This is a genomic window from Achromobacter sp. B7 (assembly GCF_003600685.1).
GTDB classification, from domain to species: domain Bacteria; phylum Pseudomonadota; class Gammaproteobacteria; order Burkholderiales; family Burkholderiaceae_B; genus Achromobacter; species Achromobacter spanius_B.
The window spans coordinates 4,754,110-4,777,947 of record NZ_CP032084.1 but is presented as its reverse complement, the minus strand read 5'-3'; the positions used below and the strand labels follow the sequence as shown (position 1 = coordinate 4,777,947).

The following is a 23,838-nucleotide window of genomic DNA, read 5'->3' as shown; positions in this document are numbered from 1 at the left end:
ATTCTCTGCGGGCGCGGACGATTAACCGCGCATCCTTCCGCTACCAGCTCATCAACGCGCTGACCGCCGCCAGCAGCGCCAGCCCGGCCGTTTCGGTGCGCAGCACGCGCGGGCCGAAGCGAACCGCCTGGACGCCGGCCTGGCGGGCCAGTTCCAGTTCTTTGTCTGACCAGCCGCCTTCGGGGCCGACCAGCAAGGTCAACGCCTGCAAGCCCGGCGTGGCGCGCAGCTTGCCGGCCAGATCGTCGCCGGCTTCCGGGTGACACAGCAGCCGCAGGCCGTCCGCCGGCTGGGCCAGCCAATCGGCAAGCGTTTGCGGCGCATCCACCGCCATCAAGCGGTTGCGGCCGCATTGTTCGCCGGCCGATTGCGCAATGCGCTGCCAATGCGCCACGCGCTTGTCCAGCCGAGGGCCCGATAACTGCAACACGCTGCGTTGCGCGGCAATGGGGCTGACGCGGGCGGCGCCCAGCTCAACCGCTTTTTCCACCACCCAATCCATCTTGTCGCCGGACGGCAGACCCTGCACAAGCGTGATGCGCCCGGCAAGCTCGGCTTCGCGCGGGTTGAAGTCGCCCAGCGTGGCGTAGCCCGCCTTGCCGTCCACTTCAAGCACGGCCGGGTATTCGCCGCCCTGGCCGTTGAACAGCACAACGGTTTCGCCCGCTTTCAAGCGCAGCACGCGCAGCGCGTGGTGCGCCAGGGCGTCGGGCAAGGCGATACGGGTACCGGCGGAAAGGGCGATGTCGCAGAAGAAGCGGGGGGCGGACATGAGGTTCGGGCGAAGAGGGCGGCTACGAGGGCGCGGGCAATCGGATTATTCGAGCGCGTAGCCTACCACTTTGATTCCCGGCGACACGCTTGTTTACATCGGGCTTAAGGGCGATGGCGTGAGGGAAATCCCCTGATGCTAAAATCGTCTGCTTCGCAACCCACTCAACTGGCCCCTATATTTCCCGTAGGCGCGCCAGCTTCAAAGAGCCTTCCGAATGAGCAATCCGACCGCCCCTAAACTTGCCTTGGCGGATGCCATCCGCGCCCTGGCGATGGATGCAGTGCAACAAGCGAACTCCGGGCATCCGGGTGCTCCCATGGGCATGGCGGAAATCGCCCAGGCCTTGTGGACGGGCAACCTGCGCCACAACCCGAAGGATCCCGCCTGGGCCAACCGCGACCGCTTCGTGCTGTCCAACGGCCACGGCTCGATGCTGATCTACGCGCTGCTGCACCTGACGGGTTACGACCTGTCGATCGACGAACTCAAGAATTTCCGCCAGCTGCATTCCAAGACGCCGGGTCACCCCGAAGTGGGCATCACCCCGGGCGTGGAAACGACCACCGGCCCGTTGGGCCAGGGCCTGGGCAATGCCGTGGGCATGGCGCTGGCCGAAGCGCTGCTGGCCGCTGAATTCAACAAGCCCGGCCACACCATCGTCGACCACCACACCTACGCCTTCACCGGCGACGGCTGCCTGATGGAAGGCATCTCGCACGAGGTGTGCTCGCTGGCTGGCACGCTCAAGCTGTCCAAGCTGGTCGTGCTGTATGACGATAACGGCATCTCGATCGACGGCCACGTTGAACACTGGTTTGCCGACGACACCGCCAAGCGCTTCGAAGGCTACGGCTGGAACGTGATCCGGGGCGTTGACGGCCACGACGTCGCCGCCGTGGACGCCGCCATCAAGGCCGCGCGTTCGCAGTCGGAAAAGCCCACGCTGGTGATCTGCCGCACCGTCATCGGCAAGGGTTCGCCCAACATGGCCGGCACGCACAACGTGCACGGCGCGCCGCTGGGCAAGGACGAAATCGCCGCCACGCGCGCCGCGCTGGGCTGGTCGTCGGAACCGTTCCAGATTCCGCAAGACGTGTATGACGGCTGGGATGGCCGCAAGTCGGGCGCCGCGGCCCAAGCCGAATGGCAGACCGCGTTTGACGCCTACAGCGCCGCGTTCCCCGCCGAAGCCGCTGAATTCACGCGCCGCATGAAGGGCGAAATGCCTGAGGGTTATGCCGACCAGTTCAAGGCTTTCCTGGCCTTAACGCTGGAAAAGGCCGAAACCGTCGCCACCCGCAAGGCTTCGCAATTCGCGATCGCCGCGCTGGCGCCGTTGCTGCCCGAAATGCTGGGCGGTTCCGCCGACCTGACCGGTTCCAACTTTACCGACTGGAAGGGCGTGGGCGCCGTTCGCGCCGGCGACAAGGGCATTCAGTTCGGCCGTCACATCAACTACGGCGTGCGCGAATTCGGCATGGCCGCCATCATGAACGGCGTGGCGCTGCACGGCGGCTACCTGCCCTTCGGCGGCACGTTCCTGACGTTCTCGGACTACTCGCGCAACGCCATCCGCATGGCCGCGCTGATGAAGCAGCGCGTGGTGCACGTGTTCACGCACGATTCGATCGGCCTGGGCGAAGACGGCCCGACCCACCAATCCATCGAACACGCTGCCAGCCTGCGCCTGATCCCCAACCTGTCGTTGTGGCGCCCTTGCGATACGGCTGAAACCGCCGTGGCCTGGAACGCCGCCGTGACGCGCCCGACCAGCATCGGCATGGACGTGCACGAGGGCGGCCCGACCGCGCTGCTGCTGTCGCGCCAGAACCTGCCGTTCGTGCCCCGTGATGCCGCCACCGTGGACGCTATCGCCCGCGGCGGCTACGTGTTGCGCGATGCCGAAGGCGCCCGCGCCGTCATCATCGCCACCGGCTCCGAAGTGGCCATTGCGCTGGACGCGCAGGCGCAGCTGGCCAAGGAAGGCATCGCCGTGCGCGTGGTTTCCATGCCCAGCACCGACGTGTTCGACAAGCAGGACGCCGCCTGGAAGCAATCCGTGCTGCCCAAGGGCCTGCCGCGCGTGGCTGTCGAAGCCGGCGTGACCGCGTTCTGGCACAAGTACGTGGGCCTGGAAGGCGCCGTGGTCGGCATCGACCGCTACGGTGAATCCGCCCCGGCCGGCGCATTGTTCAAGTTCTTCGGGCTGACCGCCGACAAGGTGGCCGAGACCGTCAAACAGGTTTTGTAAAAAAGGAGCTTAGTATGACTATTCGCGTCGCCATCAACGGTTACGGTCGCATCGGCCGCAACATCCTGCGTGCCCACTACGAAGGTGGCAAGAAGCACGATATCGAAATCGTCGCCATCAACGACCTGGGTGATCCCAAGACGAACGCGCACCTGACGCGCTACGACACCGCCCACGGCAAGTTCCCGGGCACCGTCGAAGTCGACGGCGACTTCATGGTCGTCAACGGCGACAAGATCCGCGTGCTGGCCAACCGCAACCCGGCTGAACTGCCCTGGGGCGACCTGAAGGTTGACGTCGTGCTGGAATGCACGGGCTTCTTCACGACCAAGGAAAAGGCCGGCGCGCACATCAAGGGCGGCGCCAAGAAAGTCATCATCTCGGCCCCGGGCGGCAAGGATGTGGACGCCACCATCGTGTTCGGTGTGAACCACGGCGTGCTCAAGTCGACCGACACGGTCATCTCGAACGCATCGTGCACCACCAACTGCCTGGCCCCGCTGGTCAAGCCGCTGAACGACAAGCTGGGCCTGGAAAACGGCCTGATGACGACCGTTCACGCCTACACCAACGACCAGGTCCTGACCGACGTCTACCACGAAGACCTGCGCCGCGCGCGTTCGGCCACGATGAGCATGATCCCCACGAAGACCGGCGCTGCCGCCGCCGTGGGCCTGGTGCTGCCGGAACTGAACGGCAAGCTGGACGGCTACGCCATCCGCGTCCCGACCATCAACGTGTCGCTGGTCGACCTGTCGTTCGTGGCCAGCCGCGACACGACCGCCGAAGAAGTGAACAGCATCCTGAAGGCCGCGTCGGAAGGCGAGCTCAAGGGCATTCTGGACTACAACACCGAGCCCCTGGTTTCGGTGGACTACAACCACAACCCGGCCTCCAGCACCGTTGACGCGTCGCTGACCAAGGTCTCGGGCCGCCTGGTCAAGGTCTCGTCCTGGTACGACAACGAGTGGGGCTTCTCGAACCGCATGCTCGACACCACCGTCGCGCTGATGTCGGCCAAGTAAGCAACACGGTCAGTCCATAGGGGACGGATTTGTTTTCCGCCAATGCGGAAAATGGGTTCGTCCCCTTTGTTCGCCTATCGTAGGAAAGCAAATATGTCCAAGGTCAATACCCTGTCCGCGCTGGCCAAGTCCGGCGCCCTGTCCGGCAAGCGTGTGTTCATCCGCGCCGACTTGAACGTGCCGTTCGATGACGCCGGCCGCATTTCCGAAGACACGCGCATCCGTGCATCCGTGCCTGGCATCCGCCTGGCGCTGGACGCCGGCGCCGCCGTGATGGTTACGTCCCACCTGGGCCGCCCGAAAGAAGGCGTGCTGACCGACGCCGATTCGCTCGCCAAGGTCGGCCAGCGCCTGTCCGAATTGCTAGGCATGCCCGTGCAGTTGGTGCGCGATTGGGTCGACGGCGTTCAGGTCGATCACGGCCAGGTCGTGCTGCTGGAAAACTGCCGCGTGAACGTCGGCGAAAAGAAAGATGACGAAGCGCTGGCCAAGAAGATGGCCGCGTTGTGCGACGTGTACGTCAACGACGCATTCGGCACCGCCCACCGCGCCGAAGCCACCACCCACGGCATCGCGCGCTTTGCGCCCGTGGCCTGCGCCGGCCCCTTGCTGGAAGCCGAGCTTGACGCCCTGGGCCGTGCGCTGCACGAACACAAGCGCCCGCTGGTCGCCATCGTGGGCGGCTCGAAGGTGTCGACCAAGCTGTCGATCCTGCAATCGCTGGCCGACAAGGTTGATCAGTTGGTCGTGGGCGGCGGTATCGCCAACACCTTCCTGCTGGCTGCCGGCCTGCCCATCGGCAAGTCGCTGGCGGAACCCGACCAGGTTGAGCAGGCGCGCGCCGTGATCGACATGATGAAGCAGCGCGGCGCGGCCGTGCCGATTCCGGTGGACGTGGTGTGCGCCAAGGCATTCGGCGCGGACGCCGAAGCCACCGTCAAGGCGGCCACCGACGTGGCCGATGACGACATGATTCTGGACATCGGCCCGCAGACCGCGGCGCAGCTGGCCGAGATCCTGAAGAAGGCCGGCACCATCGTGTGGAACGGTCCGGTGGGCGTGTTTGAATTCGACCAGTTCGCCAACGGCACCGAAGTGGTAGCGCGCGCAATCGCGGAATCGGACGGCTTTTCGATCGCCGGCGGCGGCGACACGCTGGCTGCCATCGCCAAGTACGGCATCGGCGAACAAGTCGGCTACATCTCGACGGGCGGCGGCGCGTTCCTGGAATTCCTGGAAGGCAAGACCCTGCCTGTCGTGGCCGTGCTGGAAGCGCGCGCGGCGGAGTAAGGCAGGGCGGCAGCGCCCAAGTCGTGGCGCTTGCCGCGCGCCGTTCTCCATGAAAAACGCCCCTTGGTTCGGGGCGTTTTTTTCGTCCGTGCGGGGTGCAAGGGCGGCGTTATTCCAACTTGGCGCCCGAAATTTTCACGATGTCCGCGTAGCGCGCGATTTCCGATTGGATGAAGGCGCCGAATTGCTCGGCGGTTTGCCCCGCCGGTACCAGCGCGCCCATGCTTTCCATGCGCTGCTTGACCTCGGGCTCGGCCACCACGGCGTTCACTTCCTTATTCAGGCGCTGCACCACGGCGGGCGGCGTGCCGGCGGGGGCAACGATGCCGTACCAGGCCGACGCGATCATCTTGGGCACCCCCGCTTCCTCGAAGGTGGGCACGTCCGGCAGTGCCGGCAGACGCCGGTGCGACGCGACGGCCAGCGCGCGCAACGCGCCCGCCTGAACCTGCGCCAGCGAGCCGGTGTCCAGCATCATGTCGACTTGCCCGGCCAGCAGATCCGACACGGCGGGGCCACTGCCCTTGTACGGAATGTGCAGCACGTCGGCGCCGGTCAGGTGCTTGAACATCGCGCCCGCCAGATGCTGCGAAGACCCTACGCCGCCCGAACCGTAGTTCAACTTGCCGGGTTCGGCCTTGGCGCCGGCGATCAGGTCGGCCACCGATTTGAAGGGCGACTGCTTGGGCACTTCCAGAATGTTGGGGATCTCGGCCACGAAGGCCACGGGCGCGAAGTCCTTGGACGCATCGAAGCCCAGGCGGGAATACAAATGCGGGTTTGCCGCGTTGGTCGAACTGGTGGCCATCAGCAACGTGTAGCCGTCGGCCTTTTCGCGCACGAACGACGCCGTGCCAATATTGCCACCCGCGCCCGCCTTGTTGTCCACGATCACCGTCTGGCCCAAGCGGTCGGTCAGGCGTTGCGCCAGCAGGCGCGCCAGGGAATCGGTGGCGCCGCCCGGGGGCCAGGGCACCACCAGCTTGATGGGGCGCTCGGGGTAAGTCTGGGCGTGGACAGCGGGGGCGATGCCGGCGGCAAGCGCGGTCAGAACCAGGGCGCGGCTGACGCGCCGAAGAATGGGCAAGGACATGGAGTCTCCTGAAATGCCGGCCTTGGGTCCGCGCCGGGTGGCAAGGGCGGTAGGCCGTGTCGGTGTGCGATGGTGCGGCGTGGCGCCGCTTTTCTTATGCCGAAGGACTCTACGCAATCCGGCTTTTCGATAAAAGAGATAAAAACGCAACGATCTTCATTCCTTTTGGGAATGCTCTGGATCTTCGAACCCCGGCGTGTTTTTCTGAAGGTGGCGAAAAAGCCCGCCTGATTTCGTGGCGACTTGATCTGAAGCCGTTGCCGTGGCTTGGCCTTGGTGTAGCCTTGACCGTCTATGCGTGTTGTCGCGCAGTCTCTTCGATCAGGTCGCTTGCAGCATCATGAACCTACGTTTTTTTCCCGGCCTGAATAATTTCCGCGGCATGACGCGGGAATCGGCACGACGCGACATCATGGCCGGCTTAAGCGTGGCCGCCGTCGGCCTGCCGGTGGGTCTGGCCTACGCGGCGATGATGGGCGTGCCGCCCGTAGCCGGGCTGTGGGCCGCCATTGCGGGCATGTTGGGCTATGCCTTGTTCGGCTCGTCACGCACGCTGATCGTGGGGCCGGACACGGCCACCTGCACCCTTATCGCCGCCACTTTGACCGGCATGGCGCTGACCTCCCCGGAAGACCGGTTGGTGGCCGCCACCGGCATTGCATTGACCGTGGGGGTCGGCTGCCTGATTGCGCGCGTGCTGCGGCTGGGCGTTCTGGCCAACCTGCTGTCGCGCCCCGTGCTGATCGGCTACATGGCGGGCGTGGCGATCACGTTGGGGCTGTCGCAACTGAGCGGGCTGACGGGGGTGGGGCTGCGCAACAGCGGCCTGGTGCACCCCTTCCTTGAGCTATCGCGCCGTATCCAGGAGATCCAGATTCCCACACTGTGCCTGGGGCTGGCGTCCTGCCTGTTGCTGGTGGCCTTCAAGCGCTGGCGCCCGACCTGGCCGGGGCCGATCCTGCTGGTGGTGGGCGGCTGCCTGTTGTCATGGCTATTCGATTTTCCCAGCCTGGGCATCGCGGTGGTGGGCGAGGTGCCCGCCGGCTTGCCGGGCATCAGCCTGCCGGTTCGGCTTGAGGGGGTCGACAGCATTCTGCTGGGCGCGGCGGGCGTGCTGGTGGTCAGCTTTTCCAGCGGCATCGTCACCGCGCGCAGCTTTGCGGCGCGCACGGGCGAACACGTGGACCCCAACCGCGAGCTGGTGGGCTTCGGCGCGGCCAATGTGGCGGCCGGACTGTTCCAGGGGTTTGTGGTGACGGGCGCGGATTCGCGGACGGCGGTGGGCTTGGTGGCGGGCGGCTCGTCGCCGCTGGTCAGCGTCAGCGCCGCCTTGGCGTTGGCCATCGTGGTGGGCCTGTTGAGCGCGCCCTTGTTCTGGCTGCCGCAGGCGGTGCTGTCGGCCATCTTGTTGCTGGCCGCCGCCAGCCTGTTCGACGTCAAGGCCTTCCTGCGCCTGGCGCGAATTTCCCGGATCGAACTGGCGTTTGGCATCCTGGCTGCCGTGGGTGTGGTGGGCTTTGGCGTGCTGCGGGGCGTGGCGGTGTCGGTGGGGGCGACCTTGCTGTATGCGATGTATGTGTCGGGCAACCCGCGCGATGCGCTGCTGGGCCGGCTGCCCGGCGAGTCCGTATTGGGCAAGCTGCACCTGAATCCAGATGCGCATCCCGTGCCCGGCACGGTGATCTGGTTGTTTGAATCGTCGATCTGGTTTTTCAACGCCGATGCGTTTCGGCGCCGCGCGCGCGACGTTATCGAGCAGGCGGCGGCCGACACCCAGTGGTTCGTGCTGGATGCCGAGGCCATGACGCAGGCGGATGCCGATGCGGTGGAAGCGCTTTATGAACTGAAGCGCGAACTGGACGCCCGCAACATCACCTTGTTGCTGGCGGGCGGGCACGGCCAGTTCCGCATGGCGCTTGAGCGTTCGGGGCTGGTCAAGAAGATCGGCCGCGACAAGATCTTCGGCACCCCGGAACAGGCGGTCGATGCGATCGAGCGCTGGCGCCAGGCGCCGCCGGCCACCTTGGCCTGAGCCTAATCGATGATGTGATAGCCGCCGTCGATATACAGCGTCTGGCCCGTCATCAGGCGCGCGGCGTCGGTGGCCAGCCAGGCGGTGGCTTCGCCCACGTCGTCGATGGACACCAGGCTGCGCGCGGGCGCCTTGGATTGGGCGCGGTCCAGCAGGGCATCGAATTCGGCAATGCCCGATGCGGCGCGCGTTTTCAATGGCCCGGGTGATATCGCGTGCACCCGGATGCCCTGCGGCCCAAGCTCGGCGGCGAGGTAGCGCGTGGCGGATTCCAGCGCGGCCTTGACCGGACCCATCATGTTGTAGTGCTCGACGACCATCTGCGAGCCGTAGTAGCTCATGCAGAACAGCGCGCCGCCTTTTTTCATCAACGGTTCGGCCAGTTTCGCCATGCGGATGAAAGACCAGCACGACACGTCCATGGCTTGCAGGAAGCCTTCGCGCGAGCAGTCGGTAACGCGGCCGTGCAGGTCGGCGCGCGGGGCGAACGCAATGGAATGCAGCACGAAATCCAGCTGTCCCCATTCGGCCGTGATGCGGTCGAACACGGCTTCGAGTTCGCCGTCGTTCAGCAGGTTAAGCGGCATCAGCAAGGGCGCATCCACCTGGCGCGCAAGGGGCTCGACGTGGGGCAGCGCCTTGTCATTCAGATAGGTCACGGCCAGTTCGGCGCCCATGGCGCGAAATGCCTTGGCGCAGCCCCAGGCAATGGAATCGGCGTTGGCGATGCCGGTGACCAGGCCGCGCTTGCCGGCCAGCGGCAGCGCCGCGCTAGAGGAGGGGGCGGGGGAGTTCATCGTCGGCTTGCTCATTGTTGGCTTGCTCATCGTTGGCGCACCAAAGCCAGCGTGTGCTGCGCGATGATCAGCTCTTCGTTTGTGCGCACCACGTAGACGCCGATGCGGCTGTCGTCGCTGGAAATGCGCGGGCCTTGATGGGCGTTGCGCTCGGGGTCCAGCTTGATGCCCAGCCAGCCCCAGTGGTCCACGATCATCTGCCGGATCTGGGGCGAGTTTTCGCCCACGCCGGCGGTAAAGACGATGCCGTCGATGCCGTTCATGGCGCAGCCCATGCCGATGATGCCTTCGGCCACGCGCCACGCGAAATACTTCAGCGCCAGCTGGGCCGACGGCGCGTCGCTGGCCAGCAGTTCGCGCATGTCGTTGCTGATGCCGGACAGGCCCTTCATGCCGCAGTCGTGATACAGCAGGTGTTCGATCTGGTCGTGGTCCATGCCGCGTTCCATCATCCACAGCACCACGCCCGCATCCAGCCGGCCCGGGCGCGTGCCCATGGGCAGGCCTTCCAACGCCGTGAAGCCCATCGTGCTGTCCACGCTTTTGCCTTCATGCATGGCGCAGGCGGACACGCCGGAACCCAGGTGCGCGGCAATGATCTTGCCCATGGCCAGTTCGGGCAGTGCCTGCTTCAAGCGCTGCGCGATGTATTCATAGGACAGGCCGTGAAAGCCGTAACGGCGCACGCCTTCCTGGTACAGCGATTCGGGCAGCGCGTAGCGGTCGGCCACGTCGGAATGGCTGCGATGAAACGCGGTATCGAAGCACGCCACTTGCGGTATCCACGGCCGACGCTCGCGGATGACGCGGATGGGCGCCAGGTTGTTGGGCTGATGCAGCGGAGCCAGCGGCGTGAACGTGTCCAGCTTGGCCAGCACACCGTCGTCGATCAGCACGGGTTCGGACAGATCAGGCCCGCCATGCACCACCCGATGGCCCACCGCCAGCGGCGTACCGCCCAGATGGCCGCTAAGCCACGTGCCCACGACTTCCTGCGCGTTGGGCACGTCGGGCGCATGGCCGGGCGCGATGTCGCGTTCCACCAGTGTCTGGCCCGCCGCGTCACGTACGCGCAGCTTGGGGTGCGACGTGCCGATGCCCTCAAGCTGCCCGCCCAGGCGCGGCGCAAGTTGCTCGTTGCCGTCGACGTCGTACAGGTAGAACTTGATGCTGGAACTGCCGGCATTGATGACGAGGATGGTGTCGCGGGTGTCACTCATGGCTCTGGGTTCCGGTGGTGGTAGGGGAGCGGCGAGAGGTGCGGCAACAGGGGCGGCAATACTTGCGGCAATAGGCGCGCGTCAGATCAGCGGGCGGGCCGCCAACTGGCTCAGGTGGTGCGCGTAGATGGCCGCCACCGCGCACGAGGCCAGCCGCGAACGCGGGCTGTCGGCGCGGCTGGTCAGGATGATGGGCACGCGTGCGCCCAGCACGATGCCCGCCGCTTCGGCGTTGGCCAGGAACGTCAGGTTCTTGGCCAGCATGTTGCCCGCTTCAAGATCGGGCACGACCAATACCTGCGCCACGCCCGCCACGGGCGAGCGGATGCCTTTGATGCGCGCCGCCTCGGGGCTGATGGCGTTGTCCAGCGCCAGGGGGCCGTCCAGCAGGCCGCCCGCGATCTGCCCCCGATCGGCCATCTTGCACAAGGCCGCCGCTTCGATGGTGCTGGGAATATTGGGCGTGACCTGTTCCACCGCCGACAGTATCGCCACGCGGGGCTCGCCCAGCCCCAGCCCGTGATGCAGGTCGATCACGTTGCGGATGATGTCGGCCTTGGTTTCCAGGTCCGGAAAAATGTTGATGGCCGCGTCCGTGATGAACAGCGGGCCGGCATAGGTGGGCACCTCCATGATGAACACATGGCTGATGCGCCGGCCGCTGCGCAGCCCCGTTGTGCGCGCGACGACTTCGTGCATGAGTTCGTCGGTGTGCAGGCTGCCCTTCATCAGCAGCGTGGCCTCGCCGTTGCGCACCAGCGCCACGGCGGTTTCGGCGGCAGCGTGGCTGTGCGGCGCATCCACGATACGGGCATCGCCCAGGTTCAGCTTGAACTGCGCGGCGGTATCGCGGATCTTCTGTTCCGGCCCCACCAGGATGGGGTGCAGCAAGCCCAGATCACGCGCCTCCAGGGCGGCCGACAAAGACGGTTCGTCGCAAGGGTGGGCGATGGCGCAGAAGGCGGGCTCCAGCGTCTGGGCGCGCGCGATCAGCGTGTCGTAATGCGTCGAGGTAGGCAGTGTCATGCGCGCTTGGCCTTGGCGGGTTGACCGGCGCCGGCGTTACCGGCGGACTTGGCGGCGGGCTTTGCCGCGCGCTTGGCCGCGGTCTTTGCGGCGGGTTTGGCCCCGGCCGTGTCAGCCGGCTTCCCGGCTGTCTTGCCGGTGCTGTTCGCGGCAGGCTTGGCATCGGACCTTGCGGTGGCCGGGGTTGCGGACTTTGCGGCAGACTTTGCAGCGGACTTTGCAGCGGGCTTCGGTGCCGACTTCGGTGCCGACTTCGCCACCGAGTCTTCCGCCGATTTGGCGGCTGCCGGGTGCGGCTTGGCGGTTTTGGTCGGTACCTGGGCGGCTGCGTCGATCAAGCTCAACGAAGGCGCCGTCGGCGCCGGGGCCAACGTCAGTTGCGCGGGCGCGTGGGTCTGCTCGCGCTTCTGTGCACGGCGTTCGGCGGCTTCGAAGATGCGCTCCATTTCCGTCAGGCTTTCGCGCGCGGCCGGGCTCAGCGGTTCGGCCGCTTCCAGCACGTGCTTCATGGTGTTCAGCGCGTCGCGAATCGCGGCCGGCGATGACTTGTCCAGCAGGCGCGGCATGGCCTGAATGGCCGCATCGGAATCCAGCGTCAGGATCAGGGCCTGGTCGCGTATGGTGTCCTTGAACTCCTGTAGCGTCATGGCGTTGTCGGACTCGGCGCGCACTTTGCGGATCAGTGCGAAGCTGCGTTCGTCCAGACCGCCTTCCGCGCCGGACACGTACAGCAGCATGCGGATCGCGGCCACGCGCAGGCCGCCTTCCTGGAGCAGCGAACGCAGGTCCGCCGTGCGTTCTTCCATGAAGCGGCGATGCTCGGGCGACACGCCCGGGTGCTTGCGCGGGGGGCCGGACCGTGCGCCCAGCCCGGCCAGGTCCTGCACCAGCGGCGATCCGTACACGCCCATGAACGTGCGTTCGTCCGCCGAGTCGCGCATTTCCTGCCAGATGTTCAGGCTGGTTTCGACCCAGTTCGAGAACATTTCCTGCGCCATCAGGAACGGGTTCGACTCGGACACCGGCTGGCGGTGCGCGCGAACCTGTTCCGCCACCTTCGCAATGGGCGCGATGGCCGGGTTGCGGTCCGAAATCAGCTCGTAGGGCAGGCGCAGCGGATGCAGGCGCTGCGCCCATTCGGCCGACTGCGGCGTGACCATGGCGCGCAGCCACGGTTGCACGAAGCTGCGGTACATGCCCAGGTTGATGTCCGAAATGCGGGCCACGGCGGCAAAGCGCCGATCGTCCTCTTCCTTGCGGTCGACAATGGTGCGCACATCATCCAGCGTGCGCTGCTCGAACGACAGCACGTAGTTGCCAAAGGCCAGGTCGGCGTTGGGCGTGTCGGGCGTCTTGTCGGCGATTTCGGCCTCGTAGATGCCCGGCGGCAGGACGTCAATCATGTCGATGTTCGACGTGAACTCCTGGTGTTCCTTGCGGGCCACGCTGCCCGACACGAAGATGCCCAGGTGGCCGATGCTTTCGTGCACGGCATAGACGATGGTCTGGCCATGAGCCAGCACTTCGGCTTCGTTCTGGTACAGGTCGGGGATCCAGCCCAGTGCTTGCGGCGGGGGCGTGATGTTGTCGCCCTTCGAGCAGAACACCACGATGGGCGAACGGATATTGCGCAGGTCGATGCGGATGCCGTCCGAGGTCACCAGGCCGGCCGTGGCCAGGCGGTTGCCCACGAACAGGTTGTCCACGATGTACTGGATTTCGGGGCCGTTCAAGAAGACGTGGCCGCCCCACCATTTTTCAAAGCTCAGGTAGCGCTGGGCCTCGGTGTCCACCTTGGAATACAGGTTGTACTGCTTGGACCAGAGCGTATTGGCGGGATTCAGGTTTTCGAAGTTCTGCACCAGCCAGGCGCCGTCGAACTTGCCGTTACCCAGGTCGCTGGTCATTGCCGTCAGCCAGCTGCCACCGAGCAAGCCGCCGGAATAGCGCATGGGATTCATCCCGCGCCAGCCCGCCCAGTACGACAGCGGGGCGCCGGCCACGATGATCGGGCCGAACAGTTCGGGGCGTATGGCGGCGGTCATCATGATCTGCCAGCCGGCCTGGCAGTTGGCCACCACCACGGGCTTGCCTTCCGCATCGGGATGCAGCGCGATGATTTCTTCCAGGAAGCGCGCTTCGGCCATCATCACATCTTCGACGGTCTGCTCCGGCATGGGCTGGGGCAGGAAGGTGGCGAAGTAGCAGGGGTGGCCGGCACGAATGGCTACGCCAATTTCACTTTCCGGCTTGAAGCCGCCGATGCCCGGGCCGTGCCCGGCGCGCGGGTCAACCACCAGGAAAGGGCGCTTGATCGGGTCGGTTTCCACGCCTTCGGGCGGCTTGATGCGCAGCAGCCCGTAGTTGACGGGGCGGGGCAGCTCGCGGCCGTCCAGCACAAACTCGGACTCCATGCTCAGCACGTTGGGCGCGCGCTTGGCCATGTGGTCGTGGTACTGGTTGCCGCGCTGGCGCAGCACGTCGGCGTAGAGCACGCCGCGTTGCCAGGCGTCCAGGGCGTATTCGTAGGCGGCCGTCCAGGGGTTCATGGGCGGGGCGGGGACGCGATCGTTGCCGGAATCGGCCATGGCGATCTCCTGTAAGTTGCTTCCGGCGGCGACGTGCCGCCGGGCCGGCCCCGAGTGGAACCGGCCAAGTTGACCTCCCCATTACACCGCAACGAATGCTGCGCCGCAACATAAGTCGGAGGGGGCCTGCAAAAAAGCGTGAAGCGTCCCTGCTTTTCAGATGTGTCCGACAACGCTGCCGGACCCCGGTGGGCGGCAGCGTCGCTTGCAAGACGGTCGTGCAGTGGCTGCTGCCACGGCGCCGTGGCGTGAACAGGCGCTTAGTCGCGCGCGGCGGCGTTGTGCTCCAGCCATTTCTGAACAGACGGGCGTTGCCACTGCGCGTCGACGTAGGCGCGCAACGGGTCGGGCAAATCATCCAGCGCCAGGCGCTTGAGCATCACGGCCAGGTCCAGGTCGGCAATACACCAATCCTCGAACAGCGTGGTCTGGCCCACCCCGATCAGATAGCTGGCCACCTGGATCAGCTTGGCCGAGGCAGCATGCGCGGCGTCCGACAAGGGCTGCCCCGGGGTGCCGTAGAACACGGTTTCGGTGGGGCGCTCCTGGCGCAAGGGGGCCAGGTCGCTGCGCAGCCACGCCTGCAACTGGCGGGCGCGGGCGCGTTCGCGCACGCCCGACGGATACAGCGCGGCGTGCTTGGGCGCGGGAAAAACCTCTTCCAGGTATTCGGCGATGACGCTGGATTCCGTCAGGTTGAAATCGTCATGCGTCAGCGCGGGGACCCGGGCAGTCAGCGCCCGACATTGGTAGGGCTGCATCCGTTGCTCGCCGGCGTTCAGGTCGATGGGGCGCACTTCGAAAGGCAATTGCTTTTCGGTCAGCGCCACGTACACCGACATGGCGTAGGGGCTAAGGAACTGGGAATCAACGTAAAGCGTAATCGGGGCGCCCAAATCTAGTCTCCGGTCAGGCGAGGGGTCTGGCAGGTGGCAATGCATCGACACGCGGCGGTGTGCCGCATGATTTTCAAAGCGTAACGCAACTGCAATTTTGCGTGTCGCGTGGCCGCGTCAGTGCGTCCCCGTGGCATTGCATCGTTGCGCTCGTTGCGCCGGCGGGATCAATCCACGATGAAGAGCTTGGCGCCCGTGGTGGTGGACGAACGGTGCGGCTCGGCCTGGTCGGCCACCTGGTAGCTCATGCCGGGGGTCAGCATGAACTGGCGGCCGTCTTCCAGTTCAGTGTGAAGCTCGCCTTCCAGACAGAAGAGGATGTGTCCCTTGGTGCACCAGTGGTCGGCCAGGTAGCCCGCCGTGTATTCGACCATGCGCACGCGCACGTCGCCAAATTGGCGGGTGCGCCAGTAGGCCATGCCCGTGTCGCCGGCGTGTTCGGTGCGTTCGACTTCGGACCAATCCGTGGTGCCGAAGGGGATGTTGCTCATCTTCATCGTGGATCCTGCGTGGGGGTAGGGCGGTGGCGGGGCCACCGGTAAAACGCCGGTAACAGCACCGGTAAAAACAGATACTACGCCACTCGGGTGACAGGGCGCATCCGCGACTTGGTCTGATATTGCGCATTGATAAATCGGTCCGCAACCCCTATCTTCTTGATATCCCAGGCCGGATACGGCACAGCCCGCGGCGGCCGAAACCCTTAAGGTGAGCTGGCATATGGAGTTCAAGGACTACTACAGCATTCTCGGGGTGGAGCGCGGCGCGTCGGAAGACGAGATCCGGCGCGCATACCGCAAACTCGCCCGCAAATACCATCCCGACGTCAGCAAGGAAAGCGACGCCGAGACCCGCATGCGCGACGTCAACGAAGCCTATGACGTCTTGCGCGACCAGGAAAAGCGGCTGGCCTATGACAACCTGGCCGCCGGCGTGTCGCCCGACGGCGGCTTTCAGCCCCCGCCCGGATGGGACGAAGGTTTCGAATTCCACCGAGGCTCGGCGCCCGGCGACGAGGCGCAGTTCAGCGACTTTTTTTCGTCGTTGTTCGGCGGCCGCGGGCAACGCGGCGGCGCGCGCCAGCAGGAGTTTCGTGCGCGCGGGGACGACCATCACGCCGCCATCGAAGTGGACCTGGAAGACGCGCTCAAGGGCGCCACGCGCGACATCAGCCTGCGGTCCATGGAAATGGACGAGCAGGGACGCCCACAGATGAAAACGCGCACCCTGAGCGTGCGCATCCCCGCGGGCGTACGCGAAGGCCAGTACATCCGCCTGTCGGGGCAAGGCATGCCCGGCTACGGCGGCGGCGAAAACGGCGACCTGTATCTGGAGGTGCGCTTCAAGCCGAATTCGCGCTACCGCGCCGATGGCCGTGATCTTTACATGACCCTGCCGGTGGCGCCCTGGGAAGCCGCGCTGGGCGCGAAAGTGAACGCGCCCACGCCCGGCGGCACGGTGGAAGTCTCGATTCCGGCGGGGTCGGGCAACGGCCGCAAGCTGCGCCTGCGCGGCCGCGGCATTCCCGGTGATCCCCCGGGCGACCTGTACCTGGTGCTGGACCTGGTGTTGCCGCCCGCCGATAGCGAGGCGGCCAAGGCGGCCTACCGCAAGCTGCAACAGGATGCGCCGTTCAACCCGCGACGCCACATGGGGGTTTGACCATGAACAAAGTTGTCATCACCAGCGCCACCGTCGTGGGCAAATCCCAGCCGCTCAGCGCCCATGACCTGGCCCGCGCCTGCAACGCGGAAGTGGAATGGGTAGCCCAATTGGTCGAGGTCGGCATCGTCAACGCCGACGGCCGCCAACCCGAGCAATGGTGCTTCTACAGCATGGACTTGCAGCGCGCGCTGCATGCTCGCAAGCTTGAGCACGATTTCGGCGCCAGCCTGGATGCCGTGGCGCTGATCCTGGACCTGAGCCAGGAAGTGCGGCGGCTGAAAGCGCAATTGCGGGCCTTGGGCGCGGCGGAATAATCCGCAATCTGGCGTCTTTCGCCCGTGCGCAAGCCCAGGCAAAATGGTCGGTGTCCAAAGGAGGCCGACCATGCTTACGCTCTACCATGCGCCGCGTTCGCGCTCGTTCCGGGTTCTGTGGCTGCTTGAAGAACTGGGTGTGCCGTACGACACCGAAATGGTGTCCATCCGGGGCACCGACAGCGCCGGGCACATGCCCGCCGACTACATCGACATTCATCCGCACCGCAAGGTGCCGGCCGTGGTGCACGACGGTGTGCCCATCTTTGAAACCCCTGCCATCGCGCTGTACCTGACGGACCTGTTCCCCGAGAAAGGCTTGGGTCCGCGCATCGGCGACCCCAATCGTGGCCCGTATCTGACCTGGTTGGCGTATTCCACCGGGGTGTTCGAGCCGGCCATGGTCGAACGCGCCTTCAAGCAGCCGCATCATGCCGGCGCCCCGGGGTGGGGGTCGGCCGACGAAGTCGAACAGGTCCTGACCCGCGTGCTGCAAGCCCGGCCCTTTTTTCTGGGCGACGCGTTTTCAGCGGTGGACATCGTGCTGGGCGGTTCGCTGCAATACATGATGCAGGTGAACGTGATTGCCGAATCGGACGTGTTCAACGGCTACATCGAACGCCTGGCCGCGCGCCCGGCCATGCACCGGGCTCTGCAACGCGACGGCGACATCGAAGAGTCCTGACCGCCTAAGCCGCCGCTTGGATCCGTTGCCGCAGGTCGGCCTGCCATTGGGCGGGGCGGCCCAGGTAGCGAGCCGGTTCCAGCAGCGTGTAAACGCCACCGATTTCCAGCGCAAACGTGGGGAAACCGCTGCCGCCTACCCGGGCTAGCAACTGCCGGCTGGCCGCGATGTGCGCTGCCGTGTCGGCGCCTTGCGCCGCGCCATAGGCGGCGTCGAACGCTGCGCCGTCCAGCCCGATGTCGCGCGCCAGGATGCCCAGCACGGCCGGGTCCGCAATGCGGCGGCCCTCTACGTAGTGGGCGTGCTGCAAGCGCTTGAGCAGGTCCAGCCCGCGCCCGTCCAGCTGCTCGGCGGCGAGGATGGCGGTGGTGGGGGGCTCGGAGTCAAACACCGCGCCGCTGTCGCGCAGCAGGCCGTCGAAATAGTCCTTGCCGAAGACCTGGCCGGTCAGGCCGGCGATGCGTTCGTCGTGCGGCATGACATAGCGGCGTAGGGCGTCGGTGACGGGCTGGCGGTTGCCGCCGGTCATCATGCCGCCGCCGTGCGGCGCCACGTGCAGGCCGGCGATATCGCGGGCGGCGTCCACCAGCGGCGCGGCGCCGTAGCACCAGCCGCAAAGCGGGTCGAAGACGTAATGCAGGGTGGGGGTCGGGGTAGCCATGGCGTGATGGTAGACGCGGGCTGCGGGCGGAAAAAGCCCGACGTGATCGCCAGAGTGTTGCATCGGCCGTGCAGATTGCCCGCACGGCCGGCAAAGACGTCAGCCGGTCAGCCGGTGAACTGCACGCCGATCCAGAACAGCGCGGCCGCCAACGCCATCGAGGCGGGCAGCGTCAGCACCCAGGCCAGCAGGATGTTGCGCACCGTATTGCCTTGCAGGCCGCTCTTGTTGGCGATCATGGTGCCGGCCACGCCCGAGGACAGCACGTGGGTGGTCGATACCGGCAGGCTGAACACGTTGGCCAGCCCGATGGCTGCCACGGCCGTCACCTGCGCCGACATGCCTTGCGCGTAGGTCATGCCCTGCTTGCCGATCTTTTCGCCCACCGTCAGCACCACGCGGCGCCATCCCACCATGGTGCCGGCGCCCAGCGCCAGGGCCACTGCCACGATCACCCAGAAGGGGGCGTATTCGGTGGTGGCGGTCAGGTCGGCGCGCAGGCGTTGCAGGTCGGCGCGTTCGCGGGCGGGCAGCCCTTCGATGCGCGCCACCTTCTTGGCGGTGTCGTCCAGGCACAGCAGGTAGCGGCGCACGTCAATGCGCTTGTCGGCCGACAGGTCGGCGTAGTTGGCGACACCGGCCAGGTCCGTTTGCAGCGCGGCGATGGTGGGCACGGTCAATTCGGGGTCGCAGCGAAAGTTGCGCGGCAGGTCGGACGCGGCCGGCGCCCGCTTCAGCGCCAGGAAGTCGCCCAGCATGGCTTCGTTGCGCTGGTAGAACACGTTCAGGTGGTTCGCGGCGTCGCGGGTGCGTTCGATCTGGTAGGTGGTGCTGGTCGTATCCAGCACGAAGTTGGCCGGCACGATGCCGATCAGCACCAGCATGATCAGGCCGATGCCCTTCTGCCCGTCGTTGGACCCGTGCACAAAGCTCACGCCCATGGCCGACAGCACCAGCACCAGCCGGTTCCAGAACGGGGGGTGCTTCTTGTTGTCGATGGCGCGGCGCTGTTCGGGCGTCTTGTGCATCTTGGAGGTGGGCAGCCAGCGCTTGAGCAGCAACAGCAAGCCGCCCGCGACGATGAAGCCGGCTATTGGCGAGGCCACCAGCGACATGCCGATGTCCACGGCCTTGCCCCAGTTGACCCCCTCGCCCAGCGGCAGGTCGGTGATCAGTGCATTGGCCAGGCCCACGCCAAGAATCGAGCCGATCAGCGTGTGCGAACTGGACGCGGGGATACCGAAGTACCAGGTGCCCAGGTTCCAGGCGATGGCGGCGGCCAGCATGGCGAACACCATGGCCAGCCCGCGGCCGGTGTCCACGTTGATCAGCAATTCCACCGGCAGCAGGTGCACGATGGCGTAGGCAACGCCCACGCCGCCCAGCAACACGCCAAGGAAATTGAAGATACCGGACAGCACGACCGCAAGATGCGGCGGCATGGCCTTGGTGTAGATGACCGTGGCCACGGCGTTCGCCGTGTCGTGGAAACCATTGATGAATTCGAAGGCCAGGACGAATGTCAGGGCCAGCACAAGACTGAGGCCGACCCAGAGATCAAGGCCGTGGAAGAGGTCGAACATGGAGGCGGGGGGCGAGGTTCCGGCGTGAGGAGCCGATTATTGCAGATTTGTGACCTGGCCCTGGTTGCGTTGGAAAACCAATTTTCCCCGCCCTGGGGGGCGCGCCGTCAGAATTTCGAATACTGGAACTCGATCTCCATCGGCTTGCCCAGATTGGCGGAGGTGTCCGCCTGGATCAGCAGCACGGCGAACACGCCGAGGTAAAGCAGGCACAGCCACAGCGTTCTTTTCATTGCGGCATCCCTCCAGCGGGAAAGGTCTGGCCAGGGGCGGGGCGGGCAGGGGTCATGGCCGGAACACCTGGGCAATCTTCTGGTTCACGCGCAGCCAGCCGAGCTCGCCCAGGTGCTGCACGTCGCGCAGCATGCCCACTTCAAAGGGGGCGTCGTACATATCCATGCACGTCATCGCATAGCGCCGGCACAGGGCGCCCACTTCCTCTTGCACGGGCTGGAAACGGTTCAGGTCCTTGAAGACCATCGGGTGCAGCGGCTGCATGACAAACAGCGCATTCACGCCATGCTGGTGCAGCAGCGCCATCAGGGCGGTCAGTTCGCGCAGTTCGTCGCGGCCTGTCAGGGGTTGCGGCAGGTACGCGGTTTTGCCGCCCTCGGGAAGGGTCCGCAGGTATTTGTTGAAGAAGTCGTCCCGCACCGCGTAGCGGTTGCCGGTCATCAAGTCCTGCTCGGCGCGTTGCGCCTCTTCGGCCAGTGCGTCCCAATCCACCACGCGGGCAGCAGCAGCGGGGCCCTCGCGTTCCCGCTCGGGGGCGGGGGCGGCATGGGCAGGTGTCCACAGGTCGACCAGCCGTTGCCTGAAAACATAGGCCTGCTCGGTCATCATCGACCAAGCCACGCCCGCATCACCTTTGTCGCGCAGCCAGCGTGCCAGTTCGGCGCGGCCTTCGGGTTGCTTGAGCAGCCGGGGCAGCAGCGGGTTGGCGTGTTCCTTGAATTCGTCAGCGCCCAGCCCGCCATCGCCGTCGAACCATCCGGGCGACAACATCACCACCACGCGCGAGGCGGGCGACAGGTCATCGGCCAGTGCAGCCAGCACTAGCTGCATTCCCAAGGACTGGAAGCCCGAATGGCCGTAGGCCAGCACCGGCATCTGTAACTCGTCGGCCAGATAGCGGTAGGGGACAAAGCGCAGGTCGTTGCTGGTCAGCTCGGAAGACCCCAGGATCACCACCCGGTCGCCGGTGCGCAGTGCCTGGCTCAGGCGCGACAGGTTGCGCGTCTGTTCTTGCAGCGTATTGCCCAGGTTGGGAATGTAGATGCCCGGGGCGGCGGCGGGCACGGGTTCTGTTTTCAATGCCAGCGTATGCCAGGCGAGCCATCCCGCGGCGACCGCGGCCGTCAGGGCCAGCGCGGCGGCCAGCGCGTGCTGCCGTAAAGTGCGTTTGAACATGGAGACAACAGGCGCGATGGGCCAGCCAGGGAAGTATTTTGTTAGCGGATGTTATCCAGGCCCCATGACGCAAACAAGCGCGCGAAACCGGGGCCACGGACGATTCGCTTTTTTGCCACACGTCCGCAGGCGGGTTGGTGGGGGCGGGGACGCCTTTTTCCTGGGAAAGAATGCGATAGCATCGTCATCGCGGCCGTCTTCTGGATTTCCATGATTGACCGCCGCGCCGCCCGCCTTATTGCCCGGCGCACCCGTTCCCCTTGTCGCTTTCAGCCATCGCCACCGCCTATGACCACGCCCACCCGAATCGCCCGCCGCCATCCCGACGACCTGATCATCGGCCTGGTGTCCGTCTCTGACCGCGCCGCCACCGGCGTTTACCAGGATCAGGGCCTGCCCGCCTTGCGGGAATGGCTGGGGACGGCGCTGGTGTCGCCGTGGCAGGCGGTGGACCGCCTGATTCCCGACGAGCCCGCGCGTATTTCCGAAACACTGATTGAACTGGTGGACATCTGCGGTTGCGACCTGGTGTTGACCACGGGCGGCACCGGCCCCGCCCGCCGCGACGTCACCCCCGAGGCCACGCTGGCCGTGGGCACCAAGGAAATGCCCGGCTTTGGCGAACAGATGCGCCAGATCAGCCTGCGCTTCGTGCCCACCGCGATCCTGTCGCGCCAGGTGGCCGTCATCCGCGAAACGCCGTCGCACGCCGCGTTGATCGTGAACTTGCCGGGCCAACCGAAGTCCATCCGTGAAACGCTGGAAGGCTTGAAGGGCGATGACGGCACGGTGATCGCGCCGGGCATCTTCGCCGCGATCCCGTATTGCATCGACCTGATCGGCGGGCCGTACGCCGAGACCCGCCCCGAGATCATCGACGCCTTCCGTCCCAAATCGGCCCGTCGCGCCCCGCAGTCCTGACCGGCTGCTGCGTTATAGTTTTGGCCGCTCCGTCCACTTATTTGCTTAAAGAGTCCTACCGTCATGAAGGTTCGCATCGCCCTGTCCCTCGCCGTCCTGACCGCCTTGTCAGCCTGCGCCAACGTGCAAGACGTGCGCAAGCGCGACCCCGTTTTCTACGGCGCCACCCAGCGCACGGCCGACGACTACACGACGTGCGTGGCCGACGCCTGGAAGAACATGGGCGTTAACTTCAAGCGCCAGGAAATCCGCAACGGGTTTGAATTGGTCCAGGAAGACAGCCTGGGTGTCGAAGCCGTGCTCAGCACGACTACCTGGAAGGGCAAGACCGAAGCGCGCCTGTCCACGCGCATCGCCCGCCGCGACCAGAGCATCATCGAACCGGCGAACCTGTGCCTGTAAGCCGTCTGATCCTGCGCCGCGACGTTCTGCGCCTGGGCCTTGCGGTGGCGGCCATGGCTTGCGGCCTGCCGGCGCGCGCCGCCACGCAGCAAGGCTTTATTTCACGCAAGCTGAACGCGCCCGTGCCGGGCGGCGTCGCCATCCTGCCGCTGGGCGATGCCGACCGCGCGCCCGAGGTCACCTTCCTGGACCGCCGCGTGATGGTGGTGCGCGAAGAGGGCAAGCAGTGGATCGCCGTGCTTGGCATTCCGCTTAGCGTCAAACCGGGCGAGCAGCAGGCCGTGGTGCGCGATGCCAACGGCGAACGCAAGGTGTCGTTCTCGGTGGGCACCAAGGAATACGTGGCGCAGCACATCACCTTGAAGAATCCGCGTCAGGTCGACCCCAACCCGGACGACATGAAGCGCATCGAACGCGAAATGGCCGAGCAAAGCGCGGCCAACCGGACCTACCGCGCCGGCGTCACGCCCAGCAACCTGTTGCTGGACCGCCCGGTAAGCGGTGGCCGTCTATCCAGCCCGTTCGGGCTGCGCCGCTTTTTCAACGGGCAGGAACGCAACCCGCATTCGGGCCTGGACTTTGCCGTGCCCGCGGGCACGCCGATCAAGTCGCCGGCGGCGGGTGTGGTGGTGTTGGTGGGGGATTATTTCTTCAACGGCAAGACGGTGTTCGTCGACCACGGCCAGGGCTTCATCAGCATGTTCTGCCACATGTCGGCCATTGACGTGAAGGTGGGGGATGAGGTGCCGCGTGGCGGCGTGGTGGGCAAGGTCGGCGCCACCGGGCGCGCCACCGGGCCACACCTGCACTGGAATGTCAGCCTGAACGATGCGCGGGTCGATCCCGCCATTTTCATCGGGGCGTTCAAGCCCTGATGCACCGCCGGGCGTGGCTGCCCGGCCGGCGCGTTACGCCGTGGCGGCCTGCTGCGCGATTTTGTTCAGCACGAACTGATGCATGCGCTCGGCATATTCCATCTGCTGGCGCACATGAAGCTGTTCGGCTTCCTGTTCGTCCAGGCAGTTGTCGTACTTGATCTTGGCTTCGGCGTAGGTCAGGCCGGTGTTGCGCAGGCTGTTGATGAACGCCTCGCGCGATTGACGCAGCAGGCGCAGCCCTTCCTCCCCTTTGGCGAATTTTCTTCGCGTCCGGGAAAGCTGGTCAGCAGCGGCTTGCAATTCTTCTGTGAAATCCATCTTGCTTC

Annotated in this window: 23 protein-coding genes; 10 read left to right on the top strand and 13 right to left on the bottom strand. The window is 65.9% G+C overall.

Going from position 1 to position 23,838, the window contains the following annotated elements:
• Positions 1-40: 40 nt before the first annotated feature.
• On the bottom strand, positions 41-772 hold the full coding sequence (locus tag DVB37_RS21645) for a 16S rRNA (uracil(1498)-N(3))-methyltransferase (protein WP_120156737.1): 732 nt from the start codon (positions 770-772) through the stop codon (positions 41-43).
• A gap of 217 nt (positions 773-989) precedes the next feature.
• On the opposite strand from DVB37_RS21645, the gene tkt reads away from it, so the two are divergent.
• From tkt to DVB37_RS21630, 3 genes are all read left to right on the top strand, one after another.
• Positions 990-3,026, top strand: coding sequence for a transketolase (tkt, locus tag DVB37_RS21640; RefSeq protein WP_046804367.1), 2,037 nt, complete (start codon positions 990-992; stop codon positions 3,024-3,026).
• Positions 3,027-3,040: 14 nt separating this feature from the next.
• Positions 3,041-4,051, top strand: a complete 1,011-nt coding sequence (gene gap, locus DVB37_RS21635; protein WP_046804368.1) for a type I glyceraldehyde-3-phosphate dehydrogenase — start codon at positions 3,041-3,043, stop codon at positions 4,049-4,051.
• Positions 4,052-4,144: 93 nt separating this feature from the next.
• Positions 4,145-5,341 carry a phosphoglycerate kinase gene (locus DVB37_RS21630; RefSeq protein ID WP_120156736.1) on the top strand — a complete coding sequence of 399 codons (1,197 nt, stop codon included), beginning with the start codon at positions 4,145-4,147 and terminating at the stop codon, positions 5,339-5,341.
• A gap of 109 nt (positions 5,342-5,450) precedes the next feature.
• On the opposite strand, the gene DVB37_RS21625 is transcribed toward DVB37_RS21630, so the two are convergent.
• Positions 5,451-6,434 (bottom strand): tripartite tricarboxylate transporter substrate binding protein, encoded by a 984-nt coding sequence (locus tag DVB37_RS21625; RefSeq protein WP_120156735.1) that lies wholly within the window; start codon positions 6,432-6,434, stop codon positions 5,451-5,453.
• Between the two features lie 340 nt (positions 6,435-6,774).
• Here DVB37_RS21625 and DVB37_RS21620 point away from each other — a divergent pair, with 340 nt between their 5' ends.
• Positions 6,775-8,466, top strand: a complete 1,692-nt coding sequence (locus DVB37_RS21620; protein WP_185975369.1) for a SulP family inorganic anion transporter — start codon at positions 6,775-6,777, stop codon at positions 8,464-8,466.
• A gap of 2 nt (positions 8,467-8,468) precedes the next feature.
• Here DVB37_RS21620 and fabI read toward each other — a convergent pair whose 3' ends face one another.
• The 6 genes from fabI to DVB37_RS21590 form a co-directional block, all read right to left on the bottom strand.
• On the bottom strand, positions 8,469-9,263 hold the full coding sequence (gene fabI, locus DVB37_RS21615) for an enoyl-ACP reductase FabI (protein WP_104144621.1): 795 nt from the start codon (positions 9,261-9,263) through the stop codon (positions 8,469-8,471).
• Positions 9,264-9,289: 26 nt separating this feature from the next.
• Positions 9,290-10,483, bottom strand: a complete 1,194-nt coding sequence (locus DVB37_RS21610) for an acetate/propionate family kinase (protein ID WP_104144600.1) — start codon at positions 10,481-10,483, stop codon at positions 9,290-9,292.
• A gap of 81 nt (positions 10,484-10,564) precedes the next feature.
• Positions 10,565-11,509 carry a phosphate acetyltransferase gene (locus tag DVB37_RS21605; RefSeq protein ID WP_120156734.1) on the bottom strand — a complete coding sequence of 315 codons (945 nt, stop codon included), beginning with the start codon at positions 11,507-11,509 and terminating at the stop codon, positions 10,565-10,567.
• On the bottom strand, positions 11,506-14,097 hold the full coding sequence (locus tag DVB37_RS21600; protein ID WP_120156733.1) for a DUF3141 domain-containing protein: 2,592 nt from the start codon (positions 14,095-14,097) through the stop codon (positions 11,506-11,508). The genes DVB37_RS21605 and DVB37_RS21600 overlap by 4 nt, the downstream gene beginning before the upstream one ends.
• 260 nt (positions 14,098-14,357) lie before the next feature.
• Positions 14,358-14,993 (bottom strand): glutathione transferase, encoded by a 636-nt coding sequence (gene yfcF / locus DVB37_RS21595; protein WP_120156732.1) that lies wholly within the window; start codon positions 14,991-14,993, stop codon positions 14,358-14,360.
• A gap of 167 nt (positions 14,994-15,160) precedes the next feature.
• Complete coding sequence (locus DVB37_RS21590; protein ID WP_120156731.1) at positions 15,161-15,490, bottom strand: DHCW motif cupin fold protein; 330 nt, start codon at positions 15,488-15,490, stop codon at positions 15,161-15,163.
• A 223-nt stretch (positions 15,491-15,713) separates the two neighbouring features.
• On the opposite strand from DVB37_RS21590, the gene DVB37_RS21585 reads away from it, so the two are divergent.
• From DVB37_RS21585 to DVB37_RS21575, 3 genes are all read left to right on the top strand, one after another.
• A complete protein-coding gene (locus DVB37_RS21585) occupies positions 15,714-16,655 on the top strand; it encodes a DnaJ C-terminal domain-containing protein (RefSeq protein ID WP_120156730.1) in 942 nt (313 codons plus the stop codon).
• Between the two features lie 2 nt (positions 16,656-16,657).
• On the top strand, positions 16,658-16,972 hold the full coding sequence (locus DVB37_RS21580) for a chaperone modulator CbpM (RefSeq protein ID WP_046804377.1): 315 nt from the start codon (positions 16,658-16,660) through the stop codon (positions 16,970-16,972).
• Between the two features lie 70 nt (positions 16,973-17,042).
• Positions 17,043-17,657 (top strand): glutathione S-transferase family protein, encoded by a 615-nt coding sequence (locus DVB37_RS21575; protein ID WP_120156729.1) that lies wholly within the window; start codon positions 17,043-17,045, stop codon positions 17,655-17,657.
• Between the two features lie 4 nt (positions 17,658-17,661).
• Here DVB37_RS21575 and DVB37_RS21570 read toward each other — a convergent pair whose 3' ends face one another.
• The 4 genes from DVB37_RS21570 to DVB37_RS21560 form a co-directional block, all read right to left on the bottom strand.
• Positions 17,662-18,318 carry a DsbA family protein gene (locus tag DVB37_RS21570; protein WP_120157597.1) on the bottom strand — a complete coding sequence of 219 codons (657 nt, stop codon included), beginning with the start codon at positions 18,316-18,318 and terminating at the stop codon, positions 17,662-17,664.
• A gap of 107 nt (positions 18,319-18,425) precedes the next feature.
• Entirely contained in the window at positions 18,426-19,901 is a 1,476-nt protein-coding gene (locus DVB37_RS21565) for an inorganic phosphate transporter (protein ID WP_104144595.1), read from the bottom strand.
• A gap of 107 nt (positions 19,902-20,008) precedes the next feature.
• Positions 20,009-20,134, bottom strand: coding sequence for a hypothetical protein (locus tag DVB37_RS28850; RefSeq protein ID WP_255221300.1), 126 nt, complete (start codon positions 20,132-20,134; stop codon positions 20,009-20,011).
• 52 nt (positions 20,135-20,186) lie between these two features.
• The gene (locus DVB37_RS21560) at positions 20,187-21,311 is read right to left on the bottom strand and encodes a D-alanyl-lipoteichoic acid biosynthesis protein DltD (RefSeq protein ID WP_104144594.1); all 1,125 of its coding nucleotides are present in this window, start codon (positions 21,309-21,311) and stop codon (positions 20,187-20,189) included.
• Between the two features lie 288 nt (positions 21,312-21,599).
• Between DVB37_RS21560 and mog the strand changes: the two genes are divergently transcribed.
• The 3 genes from mog (at position 21,600) to DVB37_RS21545 (ending at position 23,509) form a co-directional block, all read left to right on the top strand.
• Positions 21,600-22,232: a molybdopterin adenylyltransferase gene (gene mog, locus DVB37_RS21555; RefSeq protein WP_046804381.1), complete on the top strand. Its 633-nt coding sequence runs from the start codon at positions 21,600-21,602 to the stop codon at positions 22,230-22,232.
• Positions 22,233-22,295: 63 nt separating this feature from the next.
• Positions 22,296-22,634, top strand: a complete 339-nt coding sequence (locus DVB37_RS21550; RefSeq protein ID WP_046804382.1) for a hypothetical protein — start codon at positions 22,296-22,298, stop codon at positions 22,632-22,634.
• Between the two features lie 53 nt (positions 22,635-22,687).
• Entirely contained in the window at positions 22,688-23,509 is an 822-nt protein-coding gene (locus DVB37_RS21545; protein WP_120157596.1) for a peptidoglycan DD-metalloendopeptidase family protein, read from the top strand.
• A 33-nt stretch (positions 23,510-23,542) separates the two neighbouring features.
• Here the strand turns inward: DVB37_RS21545 and DVB37_RS21540 are convergent, their stop codons facing one another.
• Complete coding sequence (locus DVB37_RS21540) at positions 23,543-23,830, bottom strand: hypothetical protein (protein WP_046804383.1); 288 nt, start codon at positions 23,828-23,830, stop codon at positions 23,543-23,545.
• Positions 23,831-23,838: the final 8 nt, after the last annotated feature.